This window comes from Salinicola halimionae (genome assembly GCF_003206065.1).
GTDB lineage: Bacteria > Pseudomonadota > Gammaproteobacteria > Pseudomonadales > Halomonadaceae > Salinicola > Salinicola halimionae.
Genome location: NZ_PZJQ01000004.1, coordinates 126498 through 143549, shown reverse-complemented (window position 1 = coordinate 143549; position 17052 = coordinate 126498). Strand labels below are relative to the sequence as shown.

12 protein-coding genes and 1 pseudogene are annotated in these 17052 nt (G+C 62.7%); 5 read left to right on the top strand and 8 right to left on the bottom strand.

Annotated elements, in window-relative coordinates; translation table 11 throughout:
- Positions 1-269: 269 nt before the first annotated feature.
- From rpoD to rpsU, 3 genes are all read right to left on the bottom strand, one after another.
- Complete coding sequence (rpoD, locus tag DOM27_RS06590) at positions 270-2150, bottom strand: RNA polymerase sigma factor RpoD (RefSeq protein ID WP_280952124.1); 1881 nt, start codon at positions 2148-2150, stop codon at positions 270-272.
- 266 nt (positions 2151-2416) lie between these two features.
- Positions 2417-4342 (bottom strand): DNA primase, encoded by a 1926-nt coding sequence (gene dnaG / locus DOM27_RS06585; protein ID WP_110655271.1) that lies wholly within the window; start codon positions 4340-4342, stop codon positions 2417-2419.
- Positions 4343-4551: 209 nt separating this feature from the next.
- A complete protein-coding gene (gene rpsU, locus DOM27_RS06580; protein WP_075560838.1) occupies positions 4552-4767 on the bottom strand; it encodes a 30S ribosomal protein S21 in 216 nt (71 codons plus the stop codon).
- A gap of 328 nt (positions 4768-5095) precedes the next feature.
- Here rpsU and tsaD point away from each other — a divergent pair, with 328 nt between their 5' ends.
- On the top strand, positions 5096-6124 hold the full coding sequence (gene tsaD / locus DOM27_RS06575; protein WP_110655270.1) for a tRNA (adenosine(37)-N6)-threonylcarbamoyltransferase complex transferase subunit TsaD: 1029 nt from the start codon (positions 5096-5098) through the stop codon (positions 6122-6124).
- A gap of 178 nt (positions 6125-6302) precedes the next feature.
- Here tsaD and plsY read toward each other — a convergent pair.
- Positions 6303-6890, bottom strand: a pseudogene (gene plsY / locus DOM27_RS06570) (glycerol-3-phosphate 1-O-acyltransferase PlsY); the annotation flags it as partial.
- A gap of 160 nt (positions 6891-7050) precedes the next feature.
- Here plsY and folB point away from each other — a divergent pair.
- The 4 genes from folB (at position 7051) to DOM27_RS06550 (ending at position 10380) form a co-directional block, all read left to right on the top strand.
- Positions 7051-7404, top strand: coding sequence for a dihydroneopterin aldolase (folB, locus tag DOM27_RS06565; RefSeq protein ID WP_110655268.1), 354 nt, complete (start codon positions 7051-7053; stop codon positions 7402-7404).
- Positions 7404-7934, top strand: coding sequence for a 2-amino-4-hydroxy-6-hydroxymethyldihydropteridine diphosphokinase (gene folK, locus DOM27_RS06560; protein ID WP_110655267.1), 531 nt, complete (start codon positions 7404-7406; stop codon positions 7932-7934). The genes folB and folK overlap by 1 nt, the downstream gene beginning before the upstream one ends.
- A 166-nt stretch (positions 7935-8100) precedes the next feature.
- Positions 8101-9669, top strand: a complete 1569-nt coding sequence (locus DOM27_RS06555; protein WP_110655266.1) for an ATP-binding protein — start codon at positions 8101-8103, stop codon at positions 9667-9669.
- 15 nt (positions 9670-9684) lie between these two features.
- A complete protein-coding gene (locus DOM27_RS06550) occupies positions 9685-10380 on the top strand; it encodes a response regulator (protein WP_110655265.1) in 696 nt (231 codons plus the stop codon).
- A 70-nt stretch (positions 10381-10450) separates the two neighbouring features.
- On the opposite strand, the gene DOM27_RS06545 is transcribed toward DOM27_RS06550, so the two are convergent.
- The 4 genes from DOM27_RS06545 to ptsP all read right to left on the bottom strand — a co-directional run bounded on the left by DOM27_RS06545 (position 10451) and on the right by ptsP (position 16892).
- Entirely contained in the window at positions 10451-10993 is a 543-nt protein-coding gene (locus DOM27_RS06545; RefSeq protein WP_110655264.1) for an O-acetyl-ADP-ribose deacetylase, read from the bottom strand.
- Positions 10994-11155: 162 nt separating this feature from the next.
- Positions 11156-12988: a PTS fructose-like transporter subunit IIB gene (locus DOM27_RS06540; RefSeq protein ID WP_110656365.1), complete on the bottom strand. Its 1833-nt coding sequence runs from the start codon at positions 12986-12988 to the stop codon at positions 11156-11158.
- 26 nt (positions 12989-13014) lie between these two features.
- The gene (gene pfkB / locus DOM27_RS06535; RefSeq protein ID WP_110655263.1) at positions 13015-13980 is read right to left on the bottom strand and encodes a 1-phosphofructokinase; all 966 of its coding nucleotides are present in this window, start codon (positions 13978-13980) and stop codon (positions 13015-13017) included.
- Positions 13980-16892, bottom strand: a complete 2913-nt coding sequence (ptsP, locus tag DOM27_RS06530; protein WP_110655262.1) for a phosphoenolpyruvate--protein phosphotransferase — start codon at positions 16890-16892, stop codon at positions 13980-13982. The genes pfkB and ptsP overlap by 1 nt, the downstream gene beginning before the upstream one ends.
- Positions 16893-17052 lie beyond the last annotated feature (160 nt).

Here is a 17052-nt window from a genome sequence, read left to right as displayed (position 1 = left end):
CGAGTTGATCGATTCAGTGCTCAGGGTTTCGCCGGTCTGTGGCGTCAACGAGAGGGGGAGCGGCGAGGGGGCGAGCGTTAAGCCCCCTCGTCATTACGCAGATGAGTTCGAGAAGTACTCGGCAGTAAGGTTCCCACCGATTTCGAATCAGTCGCAGTACCCAGGATATTCACGTTCCCGTCGCTACCGTCCGCCTCATAATGACAAAAGCCCCGCCAACCTATCGGTTGGCGGGGCTCGTCGCTCGTGCCCGTGATAAGGCTTCACGCTTACTCGTCGAGGAACGAACGCAGCGGCTCAGAACGCGATGGGTGACGCAACTTGCGCAACGCCTTGGCCTCGATCTGACGAATACGCTCGCGGGTGACGTCGAACTGCTTACCGACCTCTTCCAGCGTGTGGTCGGTATTCATGTCGATCCCGAAGCGCATGCGCAGCACCTTGGCTTCACGCGCGGTCAGACCGCCGAGGACGTTGCGAGTGGCTTCGATCAGGCCTTCTCCGGTAGCGGAGTCGATCGGCAGCACCATGGTGCTGTCTTCGATGAAGTCACCCAGGTGCGAGTCCTCGTCGTCGCCGATGGGCGTCTCCATGGAGATCGGTTCCTTGGCGATCTTGAGAACCTTACGCACCTTGTCTTCCGGCATCTCGAGACGTTCGCCCAGCTCTTCCGGCGTCGGCTCGCGACCCATCTCCTGCAGCATCTGCCGCGATACGCGGTTGAGCTTGTTGATCGTCTCGATCATGTGCACCGGAATACGGATGGTGCGCGCCTGATCCGCAATCGAACGCGTAATCGCCTGGCGAATCCACCAGGTGGCATAGGTCGAGAACTTGTAGCCACGGCGATATTCGAACTTGTCCACCGCTTTCATCAAGCCAATGTTACCTTCCTGAATCAGGTCCAGGAACTGCAGACCGCGGTTGGTGTACTTCTTGGCGATCGAGATGACCAGGCGCAGGTTGGCCTCTACCATCTCTTTCTTGGCGCGACGCGCCTTGGCCTCGCCGATGGAGAGGCGCCGATTGACCTCTTTCAACTGCCCCACGCAAAGCTGGACCATCTCTTCTTCGAAGCTGATCTTACGCTGCGCGCGCTGAATGTCGCCGCGGAACGGCTCGAGACGATCGGCATACTTGCCGTTCTTGGCGAGGAAGTCATCGAACCACGTATTGGTGGCTTCGCTACCCAAAAACGAACTGATGAACGTCTTGCGGGGCACTTTCCCCTGCTTGACGAACACCTGCATGATCGACTTTTCCTGGCTTCGAACCTGATCGACACTGATCCGGACCTGACCGACCAGACGCTCGAAGTGCTTGGGCGACAGCTTGATCGGAGAAAACAGTTCAGCTAAACGACCCTGTGCGGCATTGGCTTCTTTCGAGCCACGTCCGTGCTTGTCGATGGCCGCCTTGGCAGATTCGTTCTGTTCGCGAATCTGTTCAAAACGAACCCGAGCTTCTTCAGGATCGGGACCGCCTTCGCTGGCGGTGTCGTCTTCTTCTTCGCTGTCTTCGTCGTCTTCGTCGTCTTCGCCACTGGCGGTGGTTTCGACCTCTTCCGGCATCTCGACTTCGGCAACACCGGGGATCCCTTCATCAGGATCGATGAAACCCGAGAACAAATCCGACAGGCGTCCGGGAGCCTCCTCGTCCTGGGTCTGATCATAGACCTTGAGGATGGAATCCACGGCTCCGGGGAGGTAGGACAGAGAAGACATGACTTCTCGCAGGCCTTCTTCGATACGCTTCGCGATCTTGATTTCGCCTTCGCGAGTCAGCAGCTCGACCGTACCCATTTCACGCATGTACATGCGCACCGGATCGGTCGTGCGCCCGACATCGCTCTCGACCGCTGCAAGCGCCGCAACAGCCTCTTCCGCCGCCGATTCATCAGCTGAATCGTCGGACATCATCAGCGTGTCTTCGTCAGGTGCCTCCTCGACGACATTGATCCCCATGTCATTGATCATGGAGATAATGTCTTCCACCTGATCGGGATCAGCGATATCTTCGGGGAGGTGATCGTTCACTTCGGCATAAGTCAGGAAACCCTGCTCTTTGCCGCGTGCGATCAGCTCCTTCAAACGTGACTGCTGTGCATTTCCAGCCATAGAAACCCTACTCGACGAAGAAGAATGAAGCACCTGGGGATGACAGCGCGCCGCCCAAAAGCCGACTAGTATAGCGCGCCCCCGCTTTTTGCTGCCAGCTTCTATTACCTTGCCTGCCAGGTGTGCTAGTGTGCTTGGTTAACCTATTTGGTGGCGATCGCCGCCATTTCAACCTTTTCGACCGCGCTCTCGGTTGATAACCTCACTGATTGACCACTTCACGCTTCCCTGCCTTGGTAGTCCAAATTTCGCGACGCCATTCGACGTCTGACACCTTCTCTAACCCTCAACCTTTCACTCTACCCTGCATTGGAGCCGGAACCGCCGGTCGCCAGCCTTCCAATAAGCTCTCGCAGCCGCTGCTTCTCGTCACTACTTAGCGCACCCGGCTGACGGCTTTTTTCCAGCAAGTGACGATACTCTTCGACCGGACTCAAGCGCTCGCTCTCGCGCTGCAGATAGCGCACCCAATTGTCCAGCTCGCTGGGTCGGACATCGCGCGGGATGGCCAGTTCACGACGCGCCAGTTGATCGAGGCGCTCGCCGTCGGTGCTACCGTGAAAGTGCGCCAGTAACACCTGAGGACTGCGGTAACGCCCAGCGCGCAATAACTGCACCACTTCGCGGCACAAACGACCATCTGGCGCCTCCATCGGGCACCAGTCGAGCGTTTCCGGCAATCTATCGGCCAATCCCGGCTCATGCAGCAGTAGATGCAATATCCGAGCCGGAATGCTCAGGGAAAGCGTAGCAGTTCCTGAGCGAGATGCCGGATACGCGCGCGATCTTGCCGAATGTTGTCTCTTATCGACCGTCTCGCCGGCGTCTGAAACCATTCCGACGTCATCTTCTGCCACCGCCATCAGGGCCTCGTAGCCACCGGCATCCGGCGCCATCGTCTGACGTGACACGGATTCGGCATGCGTCGTCAGCCAATCGACGAAATGTGACTGTTCGATGCCGCTTCGAACCGACAGTTCCCTGACCAGCAGGGATTTGAGTACGCCCTCGGGAAGGCGCTTGAGAGCCTCGAGCACCGCGGTGACGAAACGCTCCCGCCCTTCCACCTGCTTGAGATCATGCCCCTCGGCCGCTTGCTCGAACAGAAATTCCGACAGCGGGCTGGCGCAGGTCACTCGATTCTCGAATGCCTCCTGACCCTCCTGGCGAATCAACGTATCCGGATCCTCCCCGTCGGGCAGAAACAGGAAGCGTACCTGACGGCCATCGATCATCGACGGCAATGCGGTCTGCAGCGAGCGACGTGCCGCCTGCCGCCCAGCGTTGTCGCCGTCAAAGCAGAACACCACTTCGTCCACCAGCCGAAACAGACGCTGCAGGTGGTCCGTGGTCAGCGCCGTGCCCAACGTGGCACAGGCATTGCGGATCCCGAACTGTGCCAGCGCGACGACATCCATGTAGCCCTCGACCACCAGCACGCGAGAAAGTTGGCGATTGGCCTGACGCGCCTCGAACAGTCCGTAGAGCTCGCGCCCCTTGTGGAAGACCGGCGTTTCCGGCGAATTGAGATACTTGGGCTTGGCATCTCCCAGCACTCGACCACCAAACGCAATGGTGCGGCCTTTCCAATCGCGAATCGGGAACATCACCCGGTCACGAAAACGATCATAGGTGCGACCGGTTTCTTCACGGTGCACCAGCAGCCCGTATTCAACCTGGACTGCTTCGCTGACTCCCTGCTCGAGCAGGTATCGCTTGAGCGACTCCCACTCGTCCTCGGCGTAGCCGACACCGAAATCGCGAATGACCTCCTGGCTCAGACCGCGACGATCGAGATACTCCCTGGCCTGACGCCCGCCCCCCAGCGCCAGCCTCTCTCGGAAGAAGCGTGAGGCCAACTCCAGCAGGTTGACGCCTTCCTCGCGTTTCTGCTGGCGCTGACGCGCCCCCGGATCCTCGCCGCCATCCCGCTCGACCTGCATGCCTGCCCGTGAAGCGAGCTGCTCGACGGCTTCAGGAAAGCGCAAATTGTCGAACTCCATCAGGAAACGCAGGGCATTGCCGTGAGCGCTGCAGCCGAAGCAGTGGTAGAACTGCTTGTCATGGCTCACGGTAAACGACGGAGAATTTTCCTGATGAAACGGGCACAGGCCGCTATGGTTGCGACCACTCTTCTTGAGCTGCACGCGCTCGGAGATCACATCGACAATATCGGTACGAGACAACAAATCATCGATGAAGCGCTGAGAAATCTGTCCGGCCATATCGTCGGGACGCTCTGGAGAATCCGGCTGCAGGCAGGCCGTGACAATGGGCCCAGCGCTGCAATGTCTGTCGTGAAGAGAGAACCGTCAGGAAAATGTTGCCTGGGTGCCGTTTTCGACAAATGGTAGCGGGACAAAAACAAACGGCCACCTGAACGGCGGCCGTTTGATCGTCCCTCTGGAGTGACCGAAGTCACCCACAGTACGGATCAATACAAGCGTTCGAAACGCTTACGCTCACGCTGCAACTTCTTGGCGTGACGCTTCACCGCAGCAGCAGCTTTACGCTTGCGAACCGCAGTGGGCTTTTCGTAAGTTTCGCGACGGCGGACTTCAGAAAGAACTCCGGCTTTTTCGCAGGAGCGTTTGAAGCGACGCAGCGCGACGTCGAACGGCTCGTTATCACGTACTTTAACAGCGGGCATGAAGCACTCACCTACCTTGGGAATTGAGTTCGGTTTGAACGCACGCCCCTTTCGACGCGCAACCCGAGATACTCGAAACCACGCTACGAAGGGCATGAATACCTTTCGCGTCGCAACCTCGGATTTACCCGGTCCGGTTCTTTCCAGCTAGATTCGAGTCGTCATGACCCAGATCTTTCCGGATAGACAGCCGAGAACGTGTTGAAGGCGCACGACCCAGTCCTGCAGAGCAGAGCATTCTAGTCCCGCCCCCTAACCAATGCAAATGACTTTTCGGCAGCGTAAACTAGCGCACCTTCCGCATCCCGACCTCGACGGACATCCGACTATGCGCGTGCTGGGCATCGAAACTTCCTGCGACGAAACCGGCGTCGCTCTTTACGACACCGACGTTGGCTTGCTGGCCGACGCGCTTTACAGCCAGATTGCACTGCACGCCGAATTTGGCGGTGTGGTGCCGGAGCTGGCCTCTCGCGATCACACCCGCAAGCTGCTGCCGCTGGTCGACCAGGTGCTCGGCGACGCCGGGCTGACCAAGCACGATCTGGATGCCATCGCGTACACCGCCGGTCCCGGGCTGGTCGGCGCGCTGATGGTCGGCGCCTGCACCGCACACGGCATGGCTCGCGCGCTCGATATTCCGGTGCTGGGCGTGCATCACATGGAAGGGCACCTGCTGGCACCGATGCTGGAAGAGAACCCGCCGGCATTTCCGTTCGTTGCCCTGCTGGTCTCAGGCGGTCATACCCAACTGGTCGATGTTCGCGGCCTCGGCGACTACCGGCTGCTGGGGGAGTCGGTCGACGACGCGGCCGGCGAGGCCTTCGACAAGGTCGCCAAGATGCTCGGTCTGCCCTACCCCGGCGGCCCTCAGGTCGCCGCACTGGCCGAGCGGGGTCGCAGCGAACGCTTCCGCTTTCCCCGACCGATGACCGACAGGCCGGGGCTCGATTTCAGCTTTTCGGGACTCAAGACTCACACTTTGACTGCGCTGCGCCATCTTCGCGAACAGGATGCACTCGACGACCAGGCACGCGCCGACGTCGCCCGTGCCTTCGAGGACGCCGTCGTCGATACTCTGGTGATCAAATGTCGGCGTGCCCTCAAGGAGAGTGGTCGAGAACGGCTGGTGGTCGCCGGTGGCGTCAGTGCCAACCGGCGCCTACGTGAAATACTGGATGCCGCACTTGCCAAGCTGGGCGCCAGGGCTTTCTATCCGCGGGGGCGCTTCTGCACCGATAACGGCGCGATGATCGCCTATGCCGGTGCGCAACGCCTCGCTGCTGGCCAACGCAGCCAGACTCTGCAACCTCGTCCGCGCTGGCCACTGGCCGAGCTCACTCCTCCCGCGGCCTAGTCTCCCCTGGCTCAGCCTTCTCTGGCTCAGCCTTCTCTGGCTCAGCCTTTCGAGAGCCGGCACTGCCCGTGACAAAATTTCGACGATCGCGTCGCGCGTCGTCTTCATCGCAAGAACCAGTGGGAAAAGGACTGGTGGCAAAAGGATCGGAGCCGAAAACGTCGGCCAGCGCCGGCTCCGGAGTCTCGCGACGCCGCTCCTGCCACAGGCGGATGTTCCAGGCGTGCCTTGCCAGCACCAGCATCGAGAACACGCAGATGACGCCCGTCATCGGTGGCGCCAGCCAGTAACTCAACAGCGGTGCCATCAGCGCCGTCGCTAGCGAGGCCACCGCCGCGGTGCGCACGCGCCAGGCCAGCAGGAACCAGCACAGGGCGCAGATCAGAGCGACCGGCGTCGCCAGCATCAGCAGCACACCGAAAGCACTGGCCACCGCCTTGCCACCGCGCCCTCGATGCCAGACCGGGCAGCTATGCCCGATCAGCACGCCAAGTCCCACCAGCCCCTGTGCCCAGACCGACAACGACAGCGCGCCCGACAACCACAGCACCGGCATGCCCTTGACCGCATCGACGATCAGCGTCAGCAGCGCCGGCCGCCAGCCAAACGCTCGCAGCACATTGGAGAACCCCGGATTCCCGGATCCGGCAAGGCGCGGATCCCGCAAGCCCCAGGCACGACAGACCCAGATCGCGCCAAGCAGCGAACCGCTCAAGTAGCCGGCCACCATCAGCAGACCGGTAACGAGGACCGAGGGCAAAGGCATCAATCTCCTTGTTGGCGCGGGCCGGGCATCATCGAGAGGCCCTGATTCTGCCACTCTCATCGCGTACAATCGACGCCACCTTGGCCGGGGCCTCGATCGACACGTCTCATTGCCGACAAGACCGGCCGCCAATAAGACCCGCTGCTGACGAGGACATTGCGTGGATCAGATATTGATCGAGGGCTTGAACCTGGAGACAGTGATCGGCGTCTACGACTGGGAGCGTACGGTGCGCCAGCGCCTGGAGCTTGACCTGGAGCTGGGCACCGACATCCGCCCCGCCGCTCGAGAGGACGACCTCACCAAGACGCTGGACTACGCTGCCATCTGCCAGCGCCTGACGACCTACGCCGATACCAATGCCCACGGCCTGGTCGAGACCTTCGCCGAACGCGTGGCGGCGATACTGATCGATGAATTCGGCATCCGCCAGCTGCGCGTGACCGTCCGCAAACCGGGCGCTGTGGCAGCCGCGCGCACTGTGGGCGTGCGTATCGAACGCAGTGTCGATTGATGGCTCTGGTCGTTCTCGGATTGGGCAGCAATATCCAGCGTCAGCGACATCTATGTCGTGCACTGGATGCACTGACGGAACTCGCCGGCAAGGAATCGCTGCGATGTTCCCGGGTCTTCGAAAGCCCGGCAGTCGGCTTCGACGACGATCGACCGTTCTATAATCTGATCGTAGCGTTCGACACCGAGCTGTCGCCGAGCGCCATTACCGACCACTGCAAACGCATCGAACGGGATAACGGCCGCCCACCAGGGCCTGCCAAGTTCATTGCCCGGACGCTGGATATCGACGTGCTGTTATGGGGCGATGTCGTCGGATGTCACGGCGAAGCCCGTCTGCCGCGCGAGGACATCACTCGCTACGCCTTCGTACTCCACCCACTGGCCGAACTGCTGCCCTCTCATCGACACCCGATCACTGGTCGCACTTTCGGTGAGATGTGGGCGACCTTCGACGCGACCGACCAGCCCCATTGGGCGGCTGACTTCTGCTGGGGCGATCGTTGGATTTCCCGCGCCGACAAGTGCTGATCATCCTGATGTCCGTCTGTGCATTCGCTCCCCGCACCATCCGTTGCTGGAAAGCCGACAGCCGGTGCGGCAATCTCCACAATGTTTGCCTATTGCCTGAACCGTCGTTGCCTCGCCTTGCACCACACTCTAGAGATCGATGCCACCCGTGAAAAAGCCAAGCCCCATGTCTTTATCGCTCAGCAGCCGACGTGACTGGCCACGACTATCACGTCTCAGCATCAAGCTCTTCGCCATCATTCTGATCACCAATGTGCTGATCAGCGGGCTGGTATTCGTGTTCGTCTCGCGCAGTCTGGACGAAGGTTTCGTCAACTATCTCGAACGCAGCCAGTCGACGCGTGCCGAGACGCTGGCCAACGCGCTGGGCGAACAGTGGACTCAGCGCGGCAGCTGGCAGTGGCTACGCGATAACCCCCGCGCCTGGCAAAGCCTGGTCCGCAGCCAGCTCTGGTCGAGCGAGAGACGTCCCCCCAGCGGAATCGACCGCCAGTTTTCCGATGCGCGCGGTTACGTGCTGCTCGATGAACTGAGCAACCCGGTCATCGGCGAGCCGCTGCTCAAGCCGCCCCCCCAGGACCTCGATCTGGATATGCCTCCCCCGCCGGAACCGCACTTCGTGCCGATCCGCAGTGGCGACAAGCTGGTCGGTCAGTTGGGCTACCTCCCGCCGGAGCGGCTGATGGCGCGCATGGATCAGATCTTTCTCGAGCGTCAGCAGCGCAATCTGACCATCATCGTCGGCTCGCTGTTCCTCACCTCGCTGCTGCTGGCGGGCGGACTGGCCTGGTGGCTGGGTCGCCGCGCCCGTCTCATGACCCTGGCCACTCGCCGCTTGACCCTCGGGGATTACAGCGTGCGCCTTTCCGAACGCGGCCGCGACGAGCTCTCCCGTCTCTCCGCGGACTTCAATCAGCTTGCCGAGACGCTCGAGGCCAATCGCCGCGCCCGCCAGCGCTGGGTCGCCGATATCGCTCATGAACTGCGCACGCCGCTGGCGGTGCTGCGCGGCGAAATCGAGGCCATGCAGGACGGCGTGAGACCGCTGTCGGCGGATAACCTCGGATCGTTGCAGCAGGAAGTCGATCAGCTCGGTCATCTGGTCGAGGATCTGCGCCTGTTGGCCCAGAGCGACGCTGGCGCGCTGGATATGCATCTCGTTCCGGTGGATCTCAAGGAGTCGCTGGAACAGCGGCTCGACGACAGCCAGGCGCGTCTGGAAGGCCACGGGCTTTCCCTGCAGCTGGAAACTGAATCACTGTGGGTGCGTGCCGACAATCAGCGGCTCCGCCAGCTCTGGGACAATCTGCTGTCCAACACCATTGCCTACACCGACAGCCCCGGCACGCTGCGAGTCACGCTGAAACGCCATGACAATCGAGCGGAAGTCACCTGGGAAGATACGGCGCCGGGCGTGTCTGACGACGAACTCCCCCGCCTTACCGAGCGCCTCTACCGAGTCGAGGGATCGCGCAATCGTCGGAGCGGGGGGAGCGGCCTGGGTCTATCGATCGCCCGCGCGCTGATCGAGGCTCAAGGCGGCACTCTGATCCCGTCTACCTCATCGCTGAGCGGCCTGCGTTGGACGTTGACCTTCCCGCTGGATCTTCCCGACAACGTACCGGCCGACGTGGGAGCCGAATCGTTTCCGGGGCTTGCCCAGGAACGCTCCGACGAGCGCGTCCGAGATCGAACCAAGGAACGACCCGATAAATACGGCAGTCATGCCAACTGACCTGGAGCCGGCTTGATGAACGACCCCATTCTGATCGTCGAAGATGAACCCAAGATCGCGCGCCTGGTCGCCGACTATCTATCGAAGAGCGGCTACGCCTCGGATCACATCGATCACGGCAATGCCGTGATGGAGTGGCTGGAAGAGAACCAGCCGATGCTGATACTGCTGGATCTGATGCTGCCTGGTACCGATGGCCTCACGCTATGTCGCCAGATCCGCGAACGGTTCCCCACGATACCGGTGATCATGCTGACCGCTCGTGTCGAAGAGGTCGATCGTCTGTTGGGGCTCGAACTGGGCGCCGATGACTATATCTGTAAGCCCTTCAGTCCCCGCGAAGTGGTAGCCCGCGTCAAGGCGGTGCTGCGCCGCAGTCAGGGCCTTGCCGGTGCGGACGAAAAAAGTGCCTCAGCAGCGGACCGGCTGACGCTGGACGAGGATGGCTGGCGCGCCATGGCAGGCAGCGAGGACCTGAATCTCACCGCTGTCGAGTTTCAGCTTCTGAAAGTGATGATGCACAGTCCGGGCCGGATATTTTCCCGCGATCAATTGATGGATCACATGTATCGCGATCATCGCATCGTCTCCGAACGCACCGTCGACAGTCACGTCAAGAAGCTCAGGCGCAAGATCGCCGATATCTGGCCCGAGCGAGACATCATTCGCTCCGTCTACGGCGTCGGTTACAAGTATCAGCCTGAAGAATGACGTCGAGCGTCGCACTCGGAAACGACCACCAAGGCATATCGCCGCGACCGCTTTCGAGGGCGATGGTCATCTAGACGGGAAGGGAGGCGTTTTTGAGGAATCCATCGGCATCCGCCTTGGAGAAGAACATCAACGTCACCGTGAGCTCGGGAAACTCGGGTAGCGTCTCGCGCATCACGGTGGCCACGATTTTCGCCGCCGCATCGGCCGGATAACCGTAGATGCCAGTCGAGATGGCCGGGAATGCCAGCCGCGTGAATCGGTGTTGTCCCGCCAACTGCAACGCCTTGCGGTAGCAATCAGCCAGCTGTGAGGAACGATCTTCCGACGTTGCGAAGACGGGGCCTACCGTATGGATCACATGAGATGCCGGAAGTCGAAAACCCGGCGTCAAGACGACTTCTCCCGCGGGCAGTCCATCCGGCAATGTCGTGCGCCGCAACTCGCGACACGCCTCGAGAAGTTCCGGGCCCGCTGCCCGATGGATCGCCCCATCGACGCCACCTCCACCTTGTAGACTCTTGTTGGCGGCGTTGACAATGGCATCGCCCTCGAAACGAGTGATATCACCCTCGGCGACGACCAGACGGTCGCCCTGCCAGTGGATCTTCATCGTATATCTCCGGTTGGCCGCTGATATTGGTCATGACGACGGGATCGAATAAACGTAAACGGTTGGCAACGATCGAATCGTTGCCAACCCGTCATTACCAACCCGCTCTTGTTAACCCGCTGCTGTCAAGAGAGCGTAGGGCGCGATACCGACGCGCGCGAATCAGGACATCTGACGATTGGCTTCGGCAGGTGCGGATGGTGCTTTAGCGGGTTCGGTCGTGATATCTGGGGCCGGTGTCACACCTGACTCGCCACGCTTGAGCAAGGCGTAGCCGACGCCCGTGATCGCCGCACCGGCCGCGATGGCCAGCAGATAGAGCAGCGCCATATTGACGGCGTTCGGAATCAGCAATACGAACAGGCCACCGTGCGGCGCCATCAGCTTGACGCCGAACCACATCGATAGCGCCCCGGTCACCGCGCCACCGATCATCGATACCGGAATCACGCGCAGCGGATCCTTGGCGGCAAACGGAATCGCCCCCTCGCTGATGAAGCAGAGTCCCAGCACGAACGATGCCTTGCCCGCCTCGCGCTCGGCTTGCGCAAAACGGCTGCGTCTCAAAAACGTGGCCAACCCCATGCCGATGGGCGGCACCATACCGGCGGCCATGATCGCCGCCATCGGCATGTAGGTCTCGGTCGAGAGCAGCCCCACGCCGAAGGTATAAGCCGCCTTGTTGACCGGACCGCCAAGGTCGAAACACATCATCGCACCCAGCAGTACCCCCAGCAGTACCGCGTTGGTCGATCCCATGTTGTTGAGAAACGCCGTCAGTGCCGACAACAGCGCCGCTACCGGCGTGCCCACCACATAGATCATCACCAACCCGGTGAACAGGCTCGCCAGCAGCGGAATGATCAGGATCGGCTTCAGCGACTCCACGCTGGCCGGCAGTTTGACGTAGCGGATCACCGCCATGGCCGAGTACCCGGCCAGAAAGCCGGCCAGAATCCCGCCGATGAAGCCGGCTCCCAATGTCGACGCGAGCATCCCGCCGATCATCCCCGGGGCGATACCCGGCCGATCGGCAATGGAATAAGCGATATAGCCCGCCAATACCGGCACCATCAGCGCGAAGGCCGTGCCGCCGCCGATCTGCATCAGTGCCGCCGCCAGCGTGCCTTCCTGCTCGTAGGCCTTGATTCCGAACACGAACGAGAGCGCGATGCACAGACCACCCGCCACCACCATCGGCAGCATGAACGAGACACCGGTCAGCAAATGCTTGTAGAACCCGCGCTCTTTAGCGCTTTTATGGGATCCGCCGCTCTTGCGCTCGCCGCCGCTGCTCTCCTCGCTACCAGCCGACTCCACCTCTGCCTCGCCGAGCGCTCTCTGGATCGTCTGCTGCGGCTGCTTGAGCGCAGTACCGGTGGAAGTCCGGTAGACCCGCTTGCCCGCAAAGCGCGCGTCGTCGACTTCGATATCGCAGGCCAGCAGCACGATGTCGGCCGCCTCGATATCCGCCTCGCCGATCCGATTCTGCGCGCCGACCGATCCTTGCGTCTCGACATGAATTTGATGCCCCAGCGCCCGCCCGGCCTGCTCCAGCGCCTCGGCAGCCATGAAGGTGTGCGCGACACCGGTCGGACAAGCGGTTACCGCGACGATATGTTTCGGCCCCGGTTTATCGACTGTCGCCATCGCCACCGGTGCATCTACCGGCTCGTTGGTGATGTCGAACGCTACCGCTTCGCGGGCGGCGCGTTCGAGAAACGCCTCGGGATCGGGTAAAGCCTGCTGGATCGGTGCGCGAAAGAGCCGTTTACCGACAAAGCGTGCTGGCTCCGGCACTCGTTCCGCGGCCACGACGATCAGATCCGACGCGGCGATCACCTCACTGGAGACCGGCGTGACGGCTTCAAGTTCGCCGTGCATCTCGGTCTGGGACTGCCAACCTCGTCGCTGCGCGGCCTGCTCCAGACGTCTTGCGGCCAGGAAGGTCGTCGCCATGCCGCTGGGGCAGTCAGTAATCAGAATGACGTTCATGCGTTCCCCGTTCATGCGCTCCCCGTTCATACCCCCCTCCCGACGCGCGCTTCGCCGCAGCGATCGACGCTCGTCTGTTGCAGTAATTGCTGGAAATCTCCGGCGTGCGGATTACCGACGCCAACGTGGCGCACCGCTTCGGCCGCCAAGGCGGTCGCCTGGCGCAATGCCTCCTGCGGCTCGAGCCCCTCGACCACCCCGTGCAGCATCGCGGCCAGCAACGTATCGCCGGCGCCTACCGTACTTCTGACTTCGACTCGGGGCGGGAGGGAGCGCCACTCTCCACGCCGACTGATCCACAGCACGCCCTCGGCACCCAGCGACAGGATCGACTCCTCGACGCCGGCTGCGTGAAGACGCCGGGCAGCGTCGAGCTGAGCAACCGGCTCCGTCAGCGGGCCGCCGGCCCAGTCGGCCAGCTCCTGCTCGTTGGGCTTGGCTGCACTAGGGTGTACTGCCAATGCCGCCGCCAACGCCGGCCCGCTGGTATCGATCCAGACCGGAGTGCCGCTGGCCTTGAGCGCCTCGATCAGCGCCGCCAGCGCCGCTGGCATCACGCCCGGAGGCAGACTGCCGGTGACCACGACGGCGGACGGATGCTCGGTTTCACAGCGCGCGACCAGATCGGCCGTCAACTCGGCCAGTGCCTCGGCGGAAACCTCGAGACCGGGGCCATTGACGTCGGTCACCCGCCCGTCATCTTCAGCCAGCTTGGCGTTGATCCGGGTCTCGCCGGACAGACGCAGGCTGGCATCTTCGATCCCGTCACGCTGACAGGCCTGGACGAATGCCGTGTCGTTGTCAGCCCCCAGAAAACCGGACAACGTGACGCGGTGGCCCAGCGAGACCAGCACCTGCGCCACATTGAGCCCCTTGCCGGCCGCCGCGAGGTGGGTCGAGCGGGTGCGATTGACCGCGCCCGGCTCGAGCTGCGGCAATTGAATCGACAGATCGAGTGCCGGATTGAGCGTCACCACCAGCAAGTGAGCCATTACAACGCCTCCAGCGCATCGCGCACGGCCTGACTGGTGGCCTGGGCCAGCGCCGTCTTCGCGTGCAGTCGGGCGCTCTCCTGAGTGATCTCGCGCAGGCGGGCCTTGACCATCGGCACTTGCCGCACCGACACCGAGAGCTCGTCGACGCCAAGCCCTACCAGCACCGGCACTGCAGCGGCATCGGAACCCAGTTCGCCGCAGACGCCGACCCACTTGCCCTCGGCGTGGGCGGCATCCACGGTCATCTGGATCAGCCGCAGTACCGCCGGGTGCAGTCCGTCCGCCTGCGATGACAGCTCGGGGTGACCGCGGTCGATCGCCAGAGTGTACTGGGTCAGATCGTTAGTACCGATGGAGAAGAAATCGACCTCCGCCGCCAGGCTCGGTGCCAGCAGCGCGGCGGAAGGAATCTCGATCATCACGCCGACCTGGACGTCAGGCGCGCCGATCTCCTGTTGGAGTCGATCGACGATCGCCTTGGCCTGACGGTACTCGTCGATGTCCTTGACCATCGGGAACATGATCCGCAGCGGACGATCGCCGGCGGCGGTCAGCAGTGCCCGCAGCTGGGTTTCCAGCACCTCAGGGCGAGTCAGTGCCAGCCGGATGCCACGCAGGCCCAGAAACGGATTGTCTTCCGCCGCCACCGGCCAGTAAGGCAGCGGCTTGTCGCCGCCGACGTCCAGCGTGCGTGCCACCAGCGGGCGGCCGTCGAGCGCGTCGAACGCGCGCCGATATTCACCGACCTGAGTCTCCAGATCAGGGGCAGCCGGGTGCGCCATGAACAGGAATTCGGTTCGCAACAGCCCCACGCCCTCGGCGCCCTGTTCAACGGCGTCAGCGGCGTGGGCGGTATTACCCAGATTGGCGGCGACCTCGATACGCCGGCCGTCGGCCGTGCGCCCCTCTTCGAAGCGCTGTCCGTGCGCTTCGCGGCGCAGTGCCTCGAGCTCCTTGAGACGTAGCTGGGCGCGATCGCGGCGTTCGGCACTGGGCCTTACGATCACGCGGCCGAGATCGCCGTCGAGAATCAACTCGTCGTCGTTGGCGAGCGTCAGCGCTCGCGTCCCGGCTCCCACCACCGCCGGTATGCCCAATGCCCTGGCCAGAATTGCGCTGTGCGAGGTGGCACCACCACGAGCGGTCAGCAGCCCACGCACCTGTGCGGTATCGAGACGCGCCACGTCGGAAGGGCCGATATCGTCGGTGACCAGGATGTAGGGGCGCTGCGGTGGCGTCGGCATTTTCACGCCGCAGAGTATACCCAGCACACGGCGACCCACGTCACGCAGGTCGGCGGCACGCTCGGCCAGCAGCCTATCCGCCAGCGCTTCCTGAGCTCGCGCGGCGGTGTCGATCGCCTGCCACCACGCCGCTTCGGCGCTCAGGCCTTCACGCATGCCTTCGAAAGCAGCCTCGTGCAGCTCGGGGTCGTCGAGCATCTCGGCATGCATCGAAAGAATCTCGGAGACATCACCGCCCTTGGCGGTGCCGATCAGCACCCGTAGCTGATCGCGCGCTTCGATCAGGCTCGCTCTCAGGCGCTCGCGCTGGCGCTCGGCGTCGCCCTGCTTTTCCGATGCCAAGTCCCGCGCCCGCTCGGGATAGTCGAAGCTCGGCGCGCGCATCACGAAGACCGGCGCGATTGCCAACCCCGGAGAAGCAGCGGTGGCCGGCAGTACCGTATCGTCCGCGATGGGCTCCTGCGCCACCTCGCTCGACATTTCGCCCGCTGTCTCGCGGGCGGCGTCAGCTCGCGAGCCGTAACTGCCACTGGCGCCGTCCGACAGCGGGCGTACGGATTCACCGAGTCCGGCTTTGACGGTGTCGACCATCGCTGCCAAGGCCACCTCAGCCCCCCCGCCCTCGGCGGAGAAGATCAACGTCTGACCGCGCCGAGCGCCAAGCCCGATCACTTTGGTCAGGCTGACGGCGGAGACGGTCTCCGCTGCACCTTCCATCAAACGCACGCGTACCGGCAGGGATTGCTCGCGGGCTGCCTGAACCAACAACTTGGCAGGGCGGGCGTGCAGGCCGTGGGCGTTGAGCAGCGTCACGCGGGCCGTTTCGGCGCGGCTCGATTCGCCGGACAGTCGTGCCAATACGTGATCGGCATCGGCATCGACCAGCGTCTCGCCCTCACCGCTATCCAGCAGATTCGCCAGCCGTCCCAGCAATTCATGGTGGGTATCATTCTGGGCCGCGACGCAGAACACCCCGTTGACGGCACCGCGCGGCCCGCTGAATGCTCGCTCCGGCGTCGCCAGTGCCAGCGCCGGCTGGCTGACGCCAAGCGACGCGCTCACCAGCCACAGGCCCTGACCGAGAGAGACCGGCTCCTGTTCGGTGATGGCGGCCACGAAGCGCGCGTCGACGCACTCGGCCTGTCGCAGCCGCGCGGCGGCGGCCAACGCCAGCTCGAATCGATCTCGTGCCGGGAATCCCAGGCACAGCGTCCCGGCATCAAGGCGCGCCCTGACCTTGGGCTTGGCGAGCAGCGCGACCATTGCCTCGGCCGTATCGGCGCTGGCGAGACGCTCGGCAACGCTCTCGTCGTCGAGCACATGCGTCAGCCGCCGCAGCACGTCCAGATGTTCATCGCTGGCGGCGGCGATCGTTAACAGCAGGAACACCTTGTTACCATCGTGCCAGGTGACGCCTTGGGGGAACTGCAGCAGTCGAACGCCGGTGCGATGGATCTGCTCGCGGCTCTCCGGCGTGCCGTGGGGAATGGCGATACCACTACCCAGGAAGGTCGAGCCCTGCCCCTCGCGGGCATGCAGAGCATCACGATAACTTGCCTCGACCAGACCGGCTTCATGCAGCGAAGCGGCAGCCTGATCCAGCGCACTCTGCCAGCTGTCGGCTTGGCAATTGAGCGCTGCGTCCTGCGGCTGGAGGGTCAACATAACACTCTCTCCGAATGAGTCAGTCGATGCACGTAGCATGATTCGGCAAGGCGGCCGATACAATCCAAGCGAAGCAGAACCTTGGCTGTTGCTGAATCGTGTCACCTCAAATGATAAACATGCTCCCTGTTCGTACGCTATTTGACAAGCTAGACCTTCG

What these genes read in the sequence shown, in the direction of transcription:
- DOM27_RS06555 (WP_110655266.1), top strand. Translation starts at nt 8,101, where the DNA reads ATGTCTTTATCGCTCAGCAGCCGACGTGACTGGCCACGACTATCACGT.
- DOM27_RS06545 (WP_110655264.1), bottom strand. Translation starts at nt 10,993, where the DNA reads ATGAAGATCCACTGGCAGGGCGACCGTCTGGTCGTCGCCGAGGGTGAT.
- rpsU (WP_075560838.1), bottom strand. Translation starts at nt 4,767, where the DNA reads ATGCCCGCTGTTAAAGTACGTGATAACGAGCCGTTCGACGTCGCGCTG.
- DOM27_RS06550 (WP_110655265.1), top strand. Translation starts at nt 9,685, where the DNA reads ATGAACGACCCCATTCTGATCGTCGAAGATGAACCCAAGATCGCGCGC.
- ptsP (WP_110655262.1), bottom strand. Translation starts at nt 16,892, where the DNA reads ATGTTGACCCTCCAGCCGCAGGACGCAGCGCTCAATTGCCAAGCCGAC.
- tsaD (WP_110655270.1), top strand. Translation starts at nt 5,096, where the DNA reads ATGCGCGTGCTGGGCATCGAAACTTCCTGCGACGAAACCGGCGTCGCT.
- dnaG (WP_110655271.1), bottom strand. Translation starts at nt 4,342, where the DNA reads ATGGCCGGACAGATTTCTCAGCGCTTCATCGATGATTTGTTGTCTCGT.
- pfkB (WP_110655263.1), bottom strand. Translation starts at nt 13,980, where the DNA reads ATGGCTCACTTGCTGGTGGTGACGCTCAATCCGGCACTCGATCTGTCG.
- folK (WP_110655267.1), top strand. Translation starts at nt 7,404, where the DNA reads ATGGCTCTGGTCGTTCTCGGATTGGGCAGCAATATCCAGCGTCAGCGA.
- DOM27_RS06540 (WP_110656365.1), bottom strand. Translation starts at nt 12,988, where the DNA reads ATGAACGTCATTCTGATTACTGACTGCCCCAGCGGCATGGCGACGACC.